The sequence below is a fragment of the Streptomyces sp. NPDC002564 genome (assembly GCF_042889645.1).
Taxonomy (GTDB): Bacteria; Actinomycetota; Actinomycetes; order Streptomycetales; family Streptomycetaceae; genus Streptomyces.
Genome location: NZ_JBIARE010000010.1, coordinates 155,598 through 172,996, shown reverse-complemented (window position 1 = coordinate 172,996; position 17,399 = coordinate 155,598). Strand labels below are relative to the sequence as shown.

The window sequence follows — 17,399 nt, the reverse complement described above, 5'->3', positions numbered from 1 at the left end:
CCGGGCGGGGGCTGAGGCCCCTCGGGGCCGGGCGGGGCGGAGACCCCTCGGGGCCGGACACGGTGGGCACCCCGAGCATTACAAGGGGTGAAATCGGGACAAAAGCAATCCGTATCCCCACCCGCTCCGGATTACGTGTGCGTCGGTCACCCGGCCGACCGCCACGCTCCCGGGCCAGCCCGGGACGACCCTCCACCGAGGAGGAACCGATCATGACTGTCCACCGCACCCGCCACGCACGCCGCACCACGGTCTCGGTCCTCGCCGCGCTCGCCCTGCCGGTCTCGCTCGGCCTGCTCGCCCCCGCGGCCCACGCCGACAGCATGTCCGGGCCCTTCGGACCGGCCTGTTCCGCGGTCCCCGAGGACGGCGCGGGCAGCTTCGACGGCATGGCGGACGACCCGGTCGCCACCGCCGCCTCCAACAACCCGGAGCTGTCCACGCTGGTGACCGCCGTCAAGAAGGCCGGCCTGGTCGACACGCTCAACAACGCCAAGGACATCACCGTCTTCGCGCCGACCAACGCCGCCTTCGCGAAGATCCCGAAGGCCGACCTGGACAAGGTCCTGGCCAACAAGGACCAGCTCACCAAGATCCTCACGTACCACGTGGTGGCCGAGAAGATCGCGCCGGACAAGCTGGCCGACGGCACGTTCAGGACCATGGAGGGCGGCAACCTCACCACCAGCGGCTCCGGCGAGTCGTACAAGGTGAACGACAGCGCCAAGGTGGTCTGCGGCAACGTCAAGACGTCCAACGCCACGGTGTATCTCATCGACTCGGTGCTGATGCCGAAGATGTGACGCGCGGGCCCGGACGACGTGGCCTCCGACAGCGGTTCACGGACCGCCGTCGGAGGCCACGTTCACTCGATCGGGGAATCGACCAATCCGCCCGGCCGTCGGCCCCGGATACCCCACGTGAAGACAGCGTGGAAAGTCCCCCGGCCGCACGGCGGTTGGCGGCGTACGGCGGCCGGCGCCCTCAGCGGCGCCCTGGCCGGGTTCGCCGCCCTCGCCGTGGCCGAGCTGGTGTCCACGGCCGTGCGGCCCGAGGCCGGGCCCGTGGTCGCCGTCGGCGGAGCGGCCATCGACCGCACCCCCGCGGCCGTCAAGGACTGGGCGATCCAGGAGTTCGGCACCAACGACAAGCTCGTCCTCAAGTCGGGCATCCTCGCGGTGCTCGGTCTGCTGGCCGTGGCGCTCGGCCTGTTCGCCCTGTACCGGCGCAGGACCGGCTCGGCGGGCGTGCTGCTCTTCGGGGTGGTCGGCGCCGTCGCGGCGACCTCGCGCCCCGACTCCACCGGCCTGGTGGACGCGCTGCCGTCCCTGGTGGGCGCGCTCGTGGGCGCGGTCCTCCTGTACGTGCTCGTGGGACGTCTCGCCCTGCGACCCGCCCCGGCGGGGGACGCGGCGGCGGAGACCGGGTGGGACCGGCGCGGTTTCCTGATCGCGGCGGGCGCGGCGGCTGCCGCGTCGGCGGCGGTCGGCGGTCTCGGCAGGACGCTGGGCGCCTCGCTCGGCAAGGACGCCGTCGCTTCCCGCAAGGCCGTCACGCTCCCCGCCGCCGCCTCGCCCGCCGACGCCGTGCCCAAGGGCGCGCAGGTGCGGGTGGCGGGCGTCAGCCCGTTCGTCACGTCCGCCGACGACTTCTACCGGGTGGACACCGCGCTCGTGGTGCCGAAGGTGAACGCCGACACCTGGCGGCTGCGGATCCACGGCAAGGGCGTCACGCGCGAACGGACGCTGTCCTTCGCGGACCTCCTCGGACGTGAACTGATCGAGCGGGACATCACGTTGACCTGCGTGTCGAACGAGGTCGGCGGCCCCTACGTGGGCAACGCCCGCTGGATCGGGGTGCGGCTCGCGGACCTGCTCGACGAGTGCGGTGTGCGCCCGCCCTCCCGGGGCGGCCCGGCCGACCAGTTGGTGGCCAGGTCCGTGGACGGCATGACCATCGGTACGCCGGTGGACGACGTCATGGACGGCCGGGACGCGATGCTCGCCCTCGGCATGAACGGCGAGCCGCTGCCGTTCGCACACGGCTTCCCGGTCCGCATGCTGGTGCCGGGGCTCTACGGCTACGTGTCCGCCTGCAAGTGGATCCAGGACATCGAGCTGACGACGTTCGACGACTACGACCCGTACTGGGTGAAGCGGGACTGGGCCCGCAAGGCGCCGATCAAGACCCAGTCCCGTATCGACACCCCCAAGCCGTTCGGCAGGCCGAAGGCCGGGACCGTGATGGTCGCCGGGGTGGCCTGGGCACAGCACCGCGGCATCGACAAGGTCGAGGTGCGCGTCGACGACGGGCCCTGGCAGGCCGCCGAACTGGCCGCGGAGGACAGCAGGGACACCTGGCGCCAGTGGTCCTTCCGCTGGCGGGCCACCCCCGGCAACCACACCCTCACGGTGCGGGCGACCGACCGTACCGGCGCGATCCAGACCGCGCGGCGCACCCGCACGATCCCCGACGGGGCGAGCGGCCGGCATTCGGTGGTGGTCACCGTCGACTGACCAGGGCTCCGCGAGCCCTTCCCCCCGCCGCAACACCCCCTCACGAAACCCTCGCCGCGGGCAGCAGCCCCGGCCTACTCCAGGAGATTCACCATGAACACCTCGTCCCGCCGTGTCCGCCGTGCCGCCGTCGCCGTCGCCTCCGTCGCGTTCCTGCCGCTGGCCCTGACGGCCTGTTCGGACGACAGCAAGGACAGCGCGTCGTCCGACGCGTCCAAGTCCTCGTCCGCCGAGGAGAAGAGCTCGTCGAGCCCGTCCGACGAGATGGGCACCATGGCCAAGCCGTTCGGCCCGGGCTGCGCCTCGGTGCCGAAGGACGGCAAGGGCAGCTTCGACGGCATGGCCAAGGACCCGGTCGCCACCGCCGCCTCGAACAACCCCGACCTGTCCACCCTGGTGACGGCCGTGAAGAAGGCCGGGCTCGTGGACACCCTGAACAGCGCCAAGAACATCACCGTGTTCGCGCCGACCAACGACGCGTTCTCGAAGATCCCGAAGGCCGACCTGGACAAGGTCCTCGCCGACAAGGCCCAGCTCACCAAGATCCTGACCTACCACGTCGTGGGCCAGAAGCTGGAGCCCAAGGACCTGGAGAGCGGCTCCTACCCGACGCTGGAGAAGACCAAGCTGACGACGTCCGGTTCGGGCACGTCGTACAAGGTCAACGACTCCGCCAACGTGGTGTGCGGCAACGTGAAGACGTCCAACGCGAACGTCGAGATCATCGACACCGTCCTGATGCCGAAGAGCTGACCCGCACCGCGCCTCCCGGCTGACGCCGGCCGCCCGTCCCCGGTGGCCCGCGTCAGCCGAGGTGTCTGGACCAGTCCTGCTCGGCCGCGGGTTTCCCGTGCAGGTCGGGCACGCGCTTGAGCCAGGCGGGGCGGGCCTTCTCGGTGGCGGCGGCCCGCCGGGCGTCGGCCGCGGCGAGTTCGTCGCGGCCGGGGAAACAGGTGGGCAGCCAGGCCGCCGAGGCACGGGCGCGGGCCAGGAGATGGTTCACGTACGCCTCGCGGACCGCGTCCGGGGAGGCGAAGCCCGGCTCGTCGGCGAGCCACGCGTCGGGCACCAGCGCGGCGATCCCGCGCAGCGCGGACCGAGTGACCAGCGGCGCCAGTGCGGCGTCGGCCGCTGCCATGTCCGGGCCGTACCCGCCGAGGGCGTGGTGGCGGAAGTCGTAGGTCTTGTCGGACGCCGAGCTGCCCCAGCGGTGGTGGAAGACCAGGGCGGCGCCGTGGTCGATGAGCCACAGCCGCGGCTCCTGCACGCCGAACGTGGGCCAGATCATCAGGTTCGAGCTGTGCACCGTGCGGTCGACGTTCGCGGTGAGGGCGTCCAGCCAGACGATCTTGCCCGCCTCCAGCGGGTCGACGTCGATGGCGTCCGGGCTGAAGTCCTTCGCGCCCGGCAGCAGGTCCATGCCGAGGTTGCGGCCCGCGCTGGCGTGCAGCAGGTCCTGGACCTCCTGGTGCGGTTCGTCGGCGGCGACGGCCGGGTCGAAGTCCACGAGGACCAGCTCGGGAAAGCGCAGGCCCAGCAGGCGCGCCAGCTCACCGACGATGATCTCGGCGACGAGCGCCTTGCGGCCCTGGGCGGACCCGGTGAACTTCACCACGTACGTCCCCAGGTCGTCGGCCTCGACGACACCGGGCACGGAGCCGCCGGTGCGCAGCGGCTCGACGTAGCGGGTGGCGGTGACCACTCTCAACATGTCCTCGGGCCACCTTCCCCTTCACTTGTCCGGACCACGGCCTTCCCGACGGTGCCGGGGCTGGGGCGTGAGGTGTGCATCGTAACGAAGGTCAAGTCTGGCGCCGGACTCCGGCTGGGGCGGCGGTTCGTGGGGTGAGCAGGGGCTCGGCGGTGCTGGTCGTCGAGCCCCTGCCGGACTCGTGGCGGACTCAGTGGAGGACTCGCTCCACGAACGCGTCGAGGTTGCCGCGCAGGCGCTCGATCTGCTGCTCGACGGTGAGGGACTCCTCCATGCGTCCGCCCGGAGCCGCCTTCTTCCTGCCCCTCACGTACAACGAGCAGTCCAGGTCGCTGCAGATGTACAGGCCCACCGAGTTGCCCGCGCGGCCGGCCGGGCCTGCCTTGGGGGCGGTCATCAGGGAGACGCCGCTGCCGGGGTGCGTGGTCAGGCACAGCGAGCACAGGCTGCGGCGCAGGAAGCCGCGGTTGCCGGAGGCGGAGCGCAGGGACAGGCCGACGAGCTCTCCGGCACGATCAAGGACGAGATACTTGCGATCGGGCGCGGACAGGTCGAACCAGCCCAGGAAGTCCAGGTCGTCCCAGTGGTCGAGGTCCGCCAGGTTCTTGGGCAGGGGGAGGCGCTTGGCCTCGCCCTTCGAGCAGTTGACGAACGAGGTCCGGATGTCGTGCTCGGTCAGGGGTTTCATGGAGAGTCCTAGGTGAGGTGAGGTGAGGTGAGCTGAAGTGAGGTGCGCGCTTCGGCGTCGTGGCCGGTCGCGTCGCCCTGGGCCGGCACGCCGGCGGGGGCCGTCGCGTAGAGCGGCATGAAGGTCAGGCCCGTGCCCGGGCCGAGGAGCAGCAGGGCGGGCAGCAGGCGAGCCGCGATCCGGGGCGTACCGATGACGGTTTCTTGGTCATGTTGATCACGCTTGTTTCGTGTCGAGGTGCTGTCGGGACGGCCGGGGTCGGTCGCATGAGGACGACGGGCCGGTGTACGCAGCACGGGGACACGGCAGCGTGGCGGGGCAGCGGGTACCGCGGAGAGCACCCGGGCCTGCCTCACCGCCTGTGTGTCACACGCGTCGGCGCTCTGCTGGGCGTGCGGCTGAGCGAAAAGGCCGAGATCACGGTGACCAGCAAGAGGAGGGCCCGTCTTCGGGCACGCGCCCCCGCAGCCCGCGCGGCAGATCAGAGGAACCGAGCAGGCCGGGACGTCTCGTGGCACGGCATCTCAGGAAGACGCCGAGGACAGGAAACGAGTAAGGGGGAAGAGTTACCGCGCGCCGCAGAGGAGGGAGGGCACACGGCCTGAGGCAACTATGGCCGCAACGCATTCGGCACGGTCCATGTCTCTCGCCTCCTTCCGGGCAGGGCACGCGGTGCGTGTCGACGCCGAGCGCGCCGAGCGGGGCGGCAGAAACCCTGCCGCGCGAAATCCGGGCCAGGCTACCCCACCGCTTCGACCGCGTGCCCGGAATTACCGACCGCCCGCTCGCAGGGAGGGAGGGAGGGGGGGAGGGGGGAGGGGGGGAGGGAGGGAGGCGGAACGCTCGCCTTCGCAGCCGGTGCGCGGCGGGGAGCCGAGTCCTTCGCCGGTGCTCCTAGCGGACGTCGCGGAAGTCCTCGGCGTCTCTGACCAGGAGGGCCAGTTGGACCCGGTTGTCGACGGAGAGTTTGGCGAAGACGGCGGTGGTGTGAGCTTTGACCGTGGCGACGGAGATGCCGAGGCGGGCCGCGATGTCGGGGTTGGCGAGGCCGTCCGCGATGGCATGGGCGGTGTCGCGTTCGCGGTCGGTGAGCGCGGCGAGGCGGCGGCGGGCGTCCTCGCGGGTCTCGGCACGGACGTACGAGGAATGCGGGGCGGTGGCCGCGGCGATCACGCGGGCGGTGACCGACGGGGAGAGAACGGGTTCTCCGGCGGCGACGCTGCGAATGGCGTCGGCGATCCTGGCCGACGGGGTGTCCTTGAGGACGAAGCCGAGGGCGCCCGCACGCAGGGCGCCCAGGACGAGCTCGTCGGCGTCGAAGGTGGTCAGCATCAGGACGGCGGGCGGAGAGGGCCGGGCGAGGATGTCCCGCGTGGCGCTCAGCCCGTCGCGGCCCGGCATCCGCACGTCCATCAGGACGACGTCCGGACGGTGCCGGTCCACCTCGGTGAGGGCGCCGTCCCCGTCGGCGGCCTCGGCGGCGACGGTCAGGTCCGGCTCGCCGTCGATGACCAGGCGCAGCGCCAGACGGGCCAGTTGGTCGTCGTCGACGACCAGGACGCGGAGCGGTTCGGCCCGCTGCTGGTGGCTGTCCAACTCATGCTCTCTTCCCGCGGTGGTCGGGCCAGGGTAGCCGCGCGGTCAGGAGGTGGCCGCCGTCGGAGGTCGGGCGGTGGTGGAGTTCGCCGCCCGCGAGGGTGACGCGTTCGGTGAGGCCCAGCAGGCCGTAGCCGGAGGACGGCAGCGCCGTGCCCCGGGGTGCGGGCGCGGGCGAGTTGCGTACCGTGACGCGCAGCCCGTCGCCGGGGGCGCCTTCGACGGTGATGCGGACGCGGGAACCGGCGGCGTGCTTGGCGGCATTGGACAGGCCCTCCTGAGCGACGCGGTAGCAGGTGCGGCCGATCGGGTCGGGAGGGTCGTGGCGGACCGAGCCGGTATAGGTGACGTCGAGTCCGGCGGCATGCGCCTCGGCCACCAGGTCCGGTATCAACTCCATCGAGGGTTGGGGCGGTTCGGGGCGTTCGGGTTCGGAGCGCAGGACGCCGAGGACGTCGCGGAGTTCTTCCAGGGCCTGGTGCGAGCTGTCCAGGATGGAGCGCACCAGCATGCGGTTCTCCTCCGGGGTGAGGTCGCCGCGGTGGTCCAGCACTCCGGCGTGCAGCGCCACCCGGGAGATGCGGTGGCCGAGGACGTCGTGCATCTCCCGGGCGATCCGGGTCCGCTCCTGGGACCGGGCGTGGGCGGCCCGTGCGCTCTGCTCGCGCTCCGCGCTCACGGCCCGCTCCCACAACGACCTGACCTCGGCGCGGCGGGAGCCGATGGCCAGGCCGACGGCGACGGCGATGCCCGCGCTCAGCGCGGAGAGCAGCAACGCCAGCCAGGGCGAGGGGGGTTCGCCCCGCACGGGGTAGAGCCCCATGGCGCCCTGGGCGGCCAGCAGGTAGGTCGCCATGACGGAACCGGTCCACACCGGCCGCCGGTGGGCGGCGATCGAGGTCAGCGCCAGGAAGGCGGCGCCGGTGGCCAGGACCGACACCGCGGATGCGGCCACGGCGACCAGGGCGGTGGGCAGGGGGTGGCGCCGGCGCCGGGCGAGCGCGGCCAGAGCGACGAGGGCCACCAGCGGGTCACCGGTGACGAACCAGTAGCCGCCCTCACGTACGTAGCCGTACGGCATCTGCATCGCGGTGAGGAACCAGAAGGGAACGCCCAGTGCCGCGGCGGCCAGCAGACGCCAGGCGTGGCGCCGGGCCCCGTGGCCGGGTGGGGCCGGTGCGGCCCGCGTGATCGTCGTCGCCATGGTGCCATTGTCGCGAGCGCGCGCGGCCCGCACAGCCTCCCGAAGAGGGGCCACCTCCGACCTGGGTCGGAGGTCGACCTCGCCCTGGGGCGAAGGCAGCCGCAGCCCGACGGCCGATGTGCGCGGCGGGACCCGCACAGCAGGCTCGTGGGGCAGCCGGATCGACACCCCACGCCGCCGGGCGGGGGTGCGGCCGGACGGACGACCTCGCCCCCAGGAGGACACAGATGCGCCGCATCACGACCCTCGCCGTCGCCCTCTCCGCCACCGCGGCCACGCTGACCGCGGTACCGGGAGCCTCGGCGACACCCCCGTCACCGCCGCCCCTGCAGTGGAAGCCGTGCCCCCAGGAGCGGCCGGCCACGGCCGAGGCCAAGGGCACGGGCACGGCCACGGCCACGACCAAGGGCAAGGGCAAGGCCGGGGCTCCCGGCGAGTTCCCGCCCCTGGAGTGCGCGAAGCTCGCAGTGCCACTGGACTACGCAGATCCCGCAGGCCGTCAGATCGAGATCGCCGTCTCGCGGCTGGCCGGCACGAAACCCGAGCGGCGCCGGGGCGTCCTGCTGACCAACCCGGGCGGACCCGGCATCCCGGGGCTCGGCTACCCGGCCGTCCTCGCCGCCACCGGCCTCCCGCAGAAGGTGCGTGACACCTACGACATCATCGGCTTCGACCCGCGCGGCACGGGCCGGAGCGCCCCCGTGAGCTGCGGCCTCACCCAGGAGCAGCAGGACCGAGGGAACTTCCCCGCCTACGCCCGCACTCCGGGTGACGTCGTCCGTGAGGCCGGTCGCGCCCGGGGCATCGCCGAGCGGTGCGCCGCCTCGCCCTCGGCCCCGGTGCTGCCGCACATCGGCACCGCCGACACCGCCCGCGACATGGACCGGCTCAGGGCGGCGCTCGGCGAACGGCGCATGTCGTTCCTGGGGGCGTCGTACGGAACCCACCTGGGCGCCGTGTACGCCTCGCTGTTCCCCGGGCGCGGGGACCGGATCGTGCTGGACAGCAGCCTGGGGCCGGGCGGGTACGACGCCGGGGCGATGCGGATGCTGGGCCGCGGCATGGAGGAGCGCTTCCCGGACTTCGCCCGGTACGCCGCCGCTCATCCCCGGTACGGCCTGGGCAGGACTCCCCGAGAGGTACGCGCGAAGTACTTCGAGCTGGCCCGGCGGCTGGAGCGGGAACCGGCCCAGGGATTCGACGGGACGGCCTTCCGCGGGATCACCTTCGACCGGCTCTACCTCGACGCGAACATGCCCGAGCTGGCCGCGCTCTGGCAGGCGCTGGACACCGGCAAGCCCGTGCCGGAGCTGCCGTCCAGCCCTGACGCGGAGCAGTTCATGTCCGCGCGATTCGCGGTGATCTGCGGAGATGCCGCCTGGCCCCGGACGCTGCGCGCGTACCAGCGCGGGGTGGCGGCCGACCGCAAGCGCTACCCGCTTCTGGGCGGCTCCACGGCCAACATCGGTCCGTGCGCCTACTGGCCGCGCTCCTGGGTCAAGGATCCGGTACGCGTCAGCGACCGCGGCCCGGCCAACATCCTGATGGTGCAGAACGAACGCGACCCGGGAACACCGCTGGCCGGTGCACACGCGATGCGGCGGGCGCTCGGCAAGCGGGCGGTACTGGTCACCGCCGACCAAGGCGGCCACGGCGCCTACCTGTACGGCGGCAACGGCTGCGCCGACGACGCCGTGACCACGTACCTGACCACCGGTGAACGTCCCGCACGGGACCGCGCCTGTGCAGCCGAGCCCGTGACCCGCGGGCGCTGACCGACGGGCGGTCGCGGGCGGCGACGCGCCGCGCCGCCGGGTCGGACGGCTGTTAGGTCGGGCGCCGTAGAAAGATCGACCGCTGGTGTGTGATCCGTCCGCGGGGGCAATCGGGCGCTTACCTGATGGATGCCATGTCAACCGGGGAGGGCGCTGTGCAGGCGAAGGCGAAGGCGAAGGCGAAGGTCCGATTCTCGAAGACGACTGCGTACGGTGTGGTCGGCCTGTTGGCCGCCGCGACGTTGGCCGGGTGCGGGTCGGGGGACGATTCCGGCTCCGACGCGAGGTCCGGGGACACGAAGACGGACAGCACGACGAGCAGAACCGCCGAGCGGTCGTCCTCACAGGTGGTGCGGGCGACCAACGAGAAGACCAGCCGGGCGGGTTCCGCGCGCCTGGAGATCACCTCGACGGTCAGCGCGGGCGACGAGACGCAGAAGATCACCGGCAAGGGCGTCATCGACCTCGACGACGGCACGAGCAAGCTCACCCTCGGCAAGCCCGGCCGACGCATCGAGCAGCGCGTCGTGGACCAAGTGCTCTACCAGAAGCCGCCGAAGGGCGAGGCCGGTCTGCCCGGCGGCAAGTCGTGGATGAAGATCGACCTGAAGAAGCTGCGCGCCTCCGGAGCGAGCGGGGGCGATCAGGTCAGTGACCCCTCCGATTCCTTCGCCTACTCCAAGTCCCTGTCCGAGAAGGACGTGCAGAAGGTCGGCCAGGAGTACATCGGTGGCGTGAAGACCACGCACTACCGGGTCTCGGTCGACATCGACAAGCTGGCCCGGGGTGACGAGAAGGAGGCCGAGAAGCTGCGCGAGCAGCTCGGCGAGACGGTTCCCATGGACTTGTGGATCGACACCGAGGGCCTGACGCGTCGTCAGCAGATGGAACTGAAGGCTCCGTCCGACAAAAGGCCCGGCAAGAGCCCGGACAAGAGCTCCGACAAGACCAGCAAGGCGGCGGGCGCCGCCGGGATGAAGAAGGCGACGGTCGTGATGGACTTCAGCGATTTCGGGACCGATGTCGCCGTCGACGCACCCGCGGCCACCGATACCGCGGACATGACCGACCAGGTCGTCGCCCAGGGCCGGCAGAAGGCCTGAACCGTCCCCGCACGGCGCACCGGTCGTCCTGACGCACGGCCCGGCGGGCTCCGCCGAGCGGGGTGCTGTCGGCGAGCGCGGGGCAAGTAGCCTGGTTCGGCGGCCTGGGACTGCCAAGGGGAGGGACGACGGGTGCACCGTGCTCGCGAGAAGGACACCGGCCGACACGTCTTCCGGCGTCATATCGGTCCGCCCCGGGCCCTCCACGGTGATCTGATCTGCTGGAAGTGCACGGCTCCCTGCATCGCGGTGGGCGCCCGCCTGCGCGAGGGGCAGCCGGTGCAGGCGCACTACCGCCTGGAGGGCAGAGGGCACGATGCCTCCTGCCCCCTCGATCCGGACACCGTCGCCGGGCGCGTCGCCCGCCGCTCGCACGGCCTGGCCGAGGTGGATACGGGCGGAACCGTGCAGCTCACGTTGCCGCGCCGCCTCGACGACATGCTGCCGCCCGGTCCGGACCACGGCACCGGACCCGCGACCGAGACCGAGGCCGAGACCGAGGCCGAGGAGGACTCCGTCGCCCCGGGCCGGCCCCTCCTGCCTCCTGCCGTCGCCACCGCGGCCGAGATCGCGCAGTTCCTCCAACTCCACGACCACGAAGCGGAGATCGCCGCCCGGTTCCACGTTCACCCGCACCAGGGGCGACTCATACCGTGGACGGATTTCTGCTACGGGCCCCTGCCCGAGTCCTACACCCGGCTCTTCTCCCGCTTGCGGACCACGCCCCACCTGCCCCACCCGGTCGCTGTCGTGGGCACGGTCCAGCGCGTCAGCCGGGACAGCAACTACAGCCCCTTCGCCGATCTCGCCGTCGGCGTCCCCTCCCGGGCCGGACAGTTCCATGTGACGGTGCGCTCCGATCTCGCCGACCTGATGGAGCCCCTGGCCGTAGGCACCGACGTCCTGGCGGTGGGCGGCTGGGAGATCTACGCCCGCGGGTCCACCCCCGCGCTGCGCCTGTGGGTCGACTCCCCCTGGCAACTGGCCTTCTGGCACACCGCCGAGGACGGCACCCAGACGCCGCCCCGCTGCCCGGCACGCGTGACACCCGCATACGAGGCGATGGAGCGCTGGCGAAATCCAGCCCCACAGCCCCGCCCCACCCCGACACCGCGGGCCCCAGCGCCCACCGCGCAACCGCCCCAGCCTCCCGAGCTCCGCCGTCCCGCACCAGAGCCCCACCCTCCGGCACCCGAGCATGAACCGGAACCCGAACTCCACCGTCCGGACCCCGAACCCCACCGCCCCGCACCCGAGCATGAGCCGGAGCCCCACGACTCCCCGGCGGAGCCCCCGGCACCGCTCGACGAGGCGGCCCCACCGCGGCAGCCTGTCGCCCTCACGCCGCCGTCACCTCCCGGGCCACCGGAGCCGCGCGACCCGTCCGCGCCGCCCTCCGCCCGGCCCGAGCCTGGCAGCACACCGCCACGCCGCGGGATCGGCCAATGGCTCCGCCGCCGACGAAGGCCCAGCTAGGGCTTGTCGTTGGGATCTCCGGTAATCGGCCGGGGCGGCTGACCGGAAAGTCGATCGCGATGTCGCTCGTGGCATCGGCGCCGAGGACGTCCGTACGGGCTCACTGGAGCAGTTCGAAGTGAGGGTGGTACGGGGATGCCGGACAGATGTGGAGCTGCAGGTTGTTGCCGCCGGTGATGTCGATCAAGGTGAAGTTGCCATCCCGTGCGCCCAGGGCCGGCGGGCCCGGGGTCGGCCGGTCCTGCTCGGCGATCCAGGTCGCGCTGCCCCCGTCCCATTCCGACGAGGCGATGGTGAGGAGCGGGACCGCCTCGGTGCCGCACTCGGGGCAGGAGCGGTCGATCGGGTCGGTGGGGCTCCAACGGGTCCAGCCGCCGGTCTTCCAGCCGGGGGCGGTGCAGAGGTTGTTCAGGTAGAGCTCGCCAGGGTCGTCCGCGTACGTGTCGTACCGCGCGGAGTCGATCGTCTCCCAGCGGCTCATGTCGTCCAGCTGGTCCCGAAGTTCCTCGCTCAGCTCCGAGGGGTGGGGGTATTCGACGACCTGCTCCGGTGAGAACAGGCACGGCTCCGGGAGGTACCAGCCGTCCTGGACGATCGGCGGCTCGGGCGGTGCCTCGAGGACGTCGGTGACGGTTACGGAGGACCGCCAGAAGAGGGCGGTCTTGGGGTGGGCCATCTCGTGGTCGAAGGGGCACCACAGGACTTGGAGCAGGTCCGCGTCGGGCGGGCAGGGGAAGGGGACGTCGCGGGCGTACAACTGGGCGACGGGCACGAGAGGGATCGGGCCGTCGAACCATGGGCGGCCCACCTTGATCCGATCCAAGATCTCCTGTTCCTCAGGAGTCCGCTCGGGTACCCAGGGATCGAGGTCAGGGCGCTCGGGTGCCTCGGGGTCGGGGTAAAGGCGCTCGGCCGCCGCGGCGAGGACGCGGCGCTGGAGCCGGACGTCGTCCGGGGAGTTGATTCTGAGCGACGCATGCCTGTCATGCGGTTCTTCGCAGTACGGCCACGGCTCGTCGGCCGGCCACAGAAGCGGCCCGCCGACAGAGCTGTCGTGCACGGTCGGCGATCCCGGCCGCGGGTGCAGCCGGGTCGCCCTCCGCGCCAGCGAGGCCAGTTGAGGGAAGAGCGCGGTGACATCGAACGGCCGGGGCGGGGTGGTGAATATGGCGTTCATAGCGGTGATGCTGCCACCGGTGTCTGACAGTGGGTGGACTCGATGGGTGGGCTGATCCTCGGCGGGCCGACACCCGGCAGGGTTCCGGGTCGGCGGGCGGGCCAAAGGAAGATTCGTCGGCGGCCGGCGGTCGGCCGAGCCGAAGTCGCATCGAACGTAAGTGCTACAATCGAGCGCCAGACGCTTAGGACAGCAGGCGCATGGCCGCCGCGGTGAACTCCCGTATCAGGGTGGAAATCCGGGGCGGTCTTGTCATTCCTTTATTCCGTGAAGGACGCCGCATGTCCCAGCCTTTCGACGAACAGCCCCGATACACCGTGGTCACCCATCAGCGCAGCGCGGCATGGGTCGTCGAGCTCGCCGGCGAGGTGGATGCCAGCAGCATCGGCGATCTGGAAGAGGCCACGTCGCACGCCCTGCGGATGCAGGAAGGGCCCCTCGTCTTCCACTTGGCGGGCCTGCACTTCGCCGATTCGACCTTCCTCAATCATCTGCTGAAGACCCGGGCCGAGCGCCAGGTGATCCTCTCGGCCACGCCGCCACCGATTCAGCGGCTCCTGGACCTGACCGGCGCCGCCATCCTCTTCGAGGCGCACCCGTCCCTCGAAAGTGCCTATGCCGCCGCCCAGGAAGGCCCACGGGCTTCTTGACGCCGCCCGCCGCCCGCCGCCCGCCGCCAACCGCCAACCGCCCCGAAATTCGATTGGGCGCATGACTTTTACCCCAAAAGTGTCTGCGTGAATGTATTCCGATGTGTCGGGTATCGGTGGAGTCATCCATTCTCGATGACCGGAGGGATGGCACCGATGCATCCGAAGCGGGCGATCAGGAAATGGCTGCAGCGACACGGCCGCCATACGGCGAATGCGGCGGCGAGGCCGGGCTCACGGGCAGCGGCCCGACCGCACTTGAGCCGGTCACGCCTTCCCGCCCTGCCGGCGCAGCGGAGTCGGCCTCCGCTCTAACGGGCGCGCGCTGTCGCGAAGCCCCCCCGACCGCCCTCGTCCAGAGCCGACCTGCTCCCGTGATCCCGCACGCGGCCGCACCCCTGCGTCCGCGTGCGGGGCGGCCCCCCGGGCCCACGGCAATGAACCAGCAACAAACCCTTCGCGCCCCGTGCATGGATCCGGCCCGGCCCCACGCCTAGCGTTCGTGTCACCGCCACCACCGCCGTCGCCCGTCCCGCACTCAGACGAGAGGGTCACTTTGTCATGAGCACCTCTAGCCCGTCCGGCAGCGCCTCCGGTCCCACCCGCCGCGGTGTCCTCGGCACCGCCGCGGCCGTCGCCGCCGGTGCCACCCTGCCCGCGCTCGCCGCCTCCCCCGCCCGCGCCGCCGCCGCCCGGCCCAACATCCTGCTGATCGTCACCGACGACCAGCCCAAGCAGACCGAGTGGGCCACCCCGAAGACCGTCGACTGGCTGACCGGCCACGGCGTGCGCTTCACCAACGGGCACGTCACCACCCCGCTGTGCGCGCCGTCGCGGTCCTCGGTCTTCTCCGGCCGCTTCGCCCACAACCACGGCGTGCGCAACAACGGTGCCTCGCACGCGCTGGACCAGCACACCACCCTGCAGCGGTACCTGAAGGACGCCGGCTACCGCACGGGGCTGTTCGGCAAGTACCTCAACTCCTGGAACGTCGCCGACAATCCGCCGCACTTCGAGGACTTCGCGCTGCTCAGACCCTCGTACGTGGACGGCACGTTCAACGTGAACGGGACGGTGCAGACCGTCACCGGCTACACCACCACCGTGGTCAGGAACCGCACCCTCGCCTTCCTGGACAAGTCCCGCTCCGACGACCGTCCCTGGTTCGCCTACGTCACCCCGTACGCCTCGCACGGCCCCCGCACCCCGGAGGCCAAGTACGCCGGGACCGCCGTGCCCGCCTGGGACGGCCGCCCCTCCGTGCCCGAGAGCGACCGCAGCGACAAGCCGCCCTACGTCCGCAACGCCACCCAGACCCTGGCCGACGGCCGCCGGGTGCGCGCCGAACAACTGCGCACCCTGCGCTCGGTGGACGACGCGGTCCAGGCGTTCCACGACAAGCTGGCGGACCTGGGGCAGCTCGACAACACCCTGGTCATCTACATCGGCGACAACGGCTTCAACTGGGCCGACCACGGCCTGACCGGCAAGGGTGTCCCCTACCGTCCCGCCCACGAGGTGCCGTTCTACCTCTCCTGGCCCGGCGGCGGGCTCGGCGGCGGCACCACCGACAACCGCATCGTCGCGAACATCGACATCGCCCCGACCGTCCTCGACGCGGCCGGCATCACCCCGGACACCCCGCACGACGGCCGCTCCCTGCTCAGCGGCTACTCCCGCGACCACCTGCTCATCGAGTGGTGGAAGCAGGGCACGGGGGAAGGGCAGCGGACCTGGTCGTCGTACGTCGCCAAGGACCGCCAGTACACCGAGTACTACGACCTGCACACCGATGCCTCGGGCAAGGTGACCGGCACCGGCCAGGTCGGCTTCCGCGAGTACTACGACCTGCAGGCGGACCCGTACCAGCTGAGCAACAGCCTCTACCAGGCGACGCCCGCGCAGGAACGGGCCCTCGGGATCCCGGGCCTCGCGGCCGCGCTGGCCGCGGACCGCACCGCCTGACGGCACGGCCCCGATACCGGCATACCGGCATACCGGCAACCGGCACACCCCCTGTCCGTCCGGCCGTCGGGCCCCTGCCGCCCGACGCCTGACGGCACCCCAGGAAGGAACCCCCGATGAGCCGCCACTGCTGCGCCCCCGCCCGCTCCACCGCACCGGGCCGCACCACCCTGCCGCTGCTCGACCGCGGCGCCGGGGAGCAGCACGACGGCCGGTCCGCCGGGGAGCGGCCGGGCGGCGGCGCCTTCGCTCCGCTCCTGTCGCTGCCCGGCGGGACCTTCCGGATGGGCACCGAGGACGCCGACGCGTTCCCCGAGGACTGCGAAGGGCCGGTGCGCACGGTCGGGGTGGCGCCGTTCCTGATCTCCGCCACGGCCGTCAGTCACGCCGAGTTCCGCGCCTTCGCGGACGCCACCGGCTACCGCACGGAGGCGGAGCGCCACGGCTACTCGTTCGTCTTCCGCGGCAGCCTCACCGCCGAGGCCCGCCGGTGGGCCGAGTCCGTGCCCGGTGCCGACTGGTGGCTCGCGGTGCCGGGCGCCTGGCACCGCGAGCCGGAGGGCCCCGGATCGCGCTCGGACGACCGCCTCGACCATCCCGTCGTCCACGTCTCCTGGCACGACGCGCAGGCGTACTGCGCCTGGTCCGGCACCCGGCTGCCCACCGAGGCCGAGTGGGAGTACGCCGCCCGCGGCGGCCTCGACCAGGCGCGCCACCCGTGGGGCGACGAACCGCCCGACCCGGACCGTGCGGTGATCTTCCGCGGTACGTTTCCGGACGGCCCGACGACGGCGGTCGGTACCGCGCCCGTACGCTCCCTCGCCCCCAACGGCTTCGGGCTGCACCACGCCGTCGGCAACGTGTGGGAGTGGACCGGCGACCGCTTCGCTCCCGGCTCGCCCGCGCGGGCGCTGCGCGGCGGCTCACACCTCTGCCACGCCTCGTACTGCAACCGCTACCGCTGTTCGGCGCGGACCTCCAACGCCCCGGACTCCTCGACGGGTCACACGGGCTTTCGCGTGGCGGCGGATGCCCGTGACGGCGCCGGCGGCGCTGGCGGCTCCGCTTGATCCGGTGTCGCGCGGGTCAGGTGGCTCCGGCCGCACAGCCGCGCAGGGTGGCCTCGGCGAGGGCCGCGCCGTCGTTCGGGGAGGGCTTCACATGGTCCTCGCACCAGCGGTGGACGTCGTCCGCCATGCCGGACCCAGGTCCTTTGCCCTGTCTGGTCAGTGCGGCGGCCTCGTCCCGGCCGCGGGACCAGCGGTCGTGTGCCGTGGTGTCGGGGGCGTACGGATTGCCCGTGGGAAGGGCCGGGTCGGGCCGGGGCCTGTCGTTGTCGGTCTGCGCGGTGGCGATCCAGCCGACCAGCAAGGCCAGGGGCAGGCCGATCACGAGCGCGGCGAACCACCAGCCGGTCCTGGGTGTGGTGCGGCGGCCGACCGCGCGGGCCAGCAGTGCCAGCGGCAGCAGCAGTACGACCGCCAGGAGGGTGAGGATTCCTGCGCCGGATCCCATGGTTCGGGTGCTTTCCGTTCGTT

Annotated in this window: 16 protein-coding genes; 9 read left to right on the top strand and 7 right to left on the bottom strand. The window is 72.2% G+C overall.

The annotated features are described in order from the left end of the window. Window positions 1-212 precede the first annotated feature (212 nt). From ACFYXE_RS30270 to ACFYXE_RS30260, 3 genes are all read left to right on the top strand, one after another. The gene (locus ACFYXE_RS30270) at window positions 213-803 is read left to right on the top strand and encodes a fasciclin domain-containing protein (protein ID WP_389318012.1); all 591 of its coding nucleotides are present in this window, start codon (window positions 213-215) and stop codon (window positions 801-803) included. 117 nt (window positions 804-920) lie between these two features. Further along, window positions 921-2,516 (top strand): molybdopterin-dependent oxidoreductase, encoded by a 1,596-nt coding sequence (locus tag ACFYXE_RS30265; RefSeq protein WP_389318010.1) that lies wholly within the window; start codon window positions 921-923, stop codon window positions 2,514-2,516. A gap of 93 nt (window positions 2,517-2,609) precedes the next feature. Beyond that, window positions 2,610-3,269, top strand: a complete 660-nt coding sequence (locus ACFYXE_RS30260; protein ID WP_389318008.1) for a fasciclin domain-containing protein — start codon at window positions 2,610-2,612, stop codon at window positions 3,267-3,269. Window positions 3,270-3,321: 52 nt separating this feature from the next. Here ACFYXE_RS30260 and ACFYXE_RS30255 read toward each other — a convergent pair whose 3' ends face one another. The 5 genes from ACFYXE_RS30255 to ACFYXE_RS30235 form a co-directional block, all read right to left on the bottom strand. Continuing rightward, on the bottom strand, window positions 3,322-4,227 hold the full coding sequence (locus tag ACFYXE_RS30255; protein ID WP_389318007.1) for a HipA family kinase: 906 nt from the start codon (window positions 4,225-4,227) through the stop codon (window positions 3,322-3,324). 190 nt (window positions 4,228-4,417) lie between these two features. Continuing rightward, window positions 4,418-4,915 carry an FBP domain-containing protein gene (locus ACFYXE_RS30250; protein WP_389318006.1) on the bottom strand — a complete coding sequence of 166 codons (498 nt, stop codon included), beginning with the start codon at window positions 4,913-4,915 and terminating at the stop codon, window positions 4,418-4,420. 8 nt (window positions 4,916-4,923) lie between these two features. Beyond that, window positions 4,924-5,211: a hypothetical protein gene (locus tag ACFYXE_RS30245; RefSeq protein WP_389318004.1), complete on the bottom strand. Its 288-nt coding sequence runs from the start codon at window positions 5,209-5,211 to the stop codon at window positions 4,924-4,926. Window positions 5,212-5,809: 598 nt separating this feature from the next. Then, on the bottom strand, window positions 5,810-6,511 hold the full coding sequence (locus ACFYXE_RS30240; protein ID WP_389318002.1) for a response regulator: 702 nt from the start codon (window positions 6,509-6,511) through the stop codon (window positions 5,810-5,812). 1 nt (window position 6,512) lies between these two features. Beyond that, window positions 6,513-7,715 (bottom strand): sensor histidine kinase, encoded by a 1,203-nt coding sequence (locus tag ACFYXE_RS30235; RefSeq protein WP_389318000.1) that lies wholly within the window; start codon window positions 7,713-7,715, stop codon window positions 6,513-6,515. Window positions 7,716-7,942: 227 nt separating this feature from the next. Between ACFYXE_RS30235 and ACFYXE_RS30230 the strand changes: the two genes are divergently transcribed. The 3 genes from ACFYXE_RS30230 (at window position 7,943) to ACFYXE_RS30220 (ending at window position 12,069) form a co-directional block, all read left to right on the top strand. Next, window positions 7,943-9,490 carry an alpha/beta hydrolase gene (locus ACFYXE_RS30230; RefSeq protein WP_389317998.1) on the top strand — a complete coding sequence of 516 codons (1,548 nt, stop codon included), beginning with the start codon at window positions 7,943-7,945 and terminating at the stop codon, window positions 9,488-9,490. 155 nt (window positions 9,491-9,645) lie between these two features. Next, window positions 9,646-10,593, top strand: coding sequence for a hypothetical protein (locus ACFYXE_RS30225; protein WP_389317995.1), 948 nt, complete (start codon window positions 9,646-9,648; stop codon window positions 10,591-10,593). Window positions 10,594-10,725: 132 nt separating this feature from the next. Then, window positions 10,726-12,069 carry a hypothetical protein gene (locus ACFYXE_RS30220; RefSeq protein ID WP_389317993.1) on the top strand — a complete coding sequence of 448 codons (1,344 nt, stop codon included), beginning with the start codon at window positions 10,726-10,728 and terminating at the stop codon, window positions 12,067-12,069. A 100-nt stretch (window positions 12,070-12,169) separates the two neighbouring features. Here ACFYXE_RS30220 and ACFYXE_RS30215 read toward each other — a convergent pair whose 3' ends face one another. After that, window positions 12,170-13,246 carry a hypothetical protein gene (locus ACFYXE_RS30215; RefSeq protein WP_389317991.1) on the bottom strand — a complete coding sequence of 359 codons (1,077 nt, stop codon included), beginning with the start codon at window positions 13,244-13,246 and terminating at the stop codon, window positions 12,170-12,172. A gap of 200 nt (window positions 13,247-13,446) precedes the next feature. Between ACFYXE_RS30215 and ACFYXE_RS30210 the strand changes: the two genes are divergently transcribed. The 3 genes from ACFYXE_RS30210 (at window position 13,447) to ACFYXE_RS30200 (ending at window position 16,931) form a co-directional block, all read left to right on the top strand. Then, window positions 13,447-13,896: an STAS domain-containing protein gene (locus tag ACFYXE_RS30210; RefSeq protein ID WP_389317989.1), complete on the top strand. Its 450-nt coding sequence runs from the start codon at window positions 13,447-13,449 to the stop codon at window positions 13,894-13,896. Window positions 13,897-14,457: 561 nt separating this feature from the next. Continuing rightward, entirely contained in the window at window positions 14,458-15,861 is a 1,404-nt protein-coding gene (locus tag ACFYXE_RS30205; RefSeq protein ID WP_389317987.1) for a sulfatase, read from the top strand. Between the two features lie 116 nt (window positions 15,862-15,977). Continuing rightward, window positions 15,978-16,931 (top strand): formylglycine-generating enzyme family protein, encoded by a 954-nt coding sequence (locus ACFYXE_RS30200; RefSeq protein WP_389317984.1) that lies wholly within the window; start codon window positions 15,978-15,980, stop codon window positions 16,929-16,931. 16 nt (window positions 16,932-16,947) lie between these two features. Here the strand turns inward: ACFYXE_RS30200 and ACFYXE_RS30195 are convergent, their stop codons facing one another. Next, the gene (locus ACFYXE_RS30195) at window positions 16,948-17,376 is read right to left on the bottom strand and encodes a hypothetical protein (RefSeq protein WP_389317982.1); all 429 of its coding nucleotides are present in this window, start codon (window positions 17,374-17,376) and stop codon (window positions 16,948-16,950) included. Window positions 17,377-17,399 lie beyond the last annotated feature (23 nt).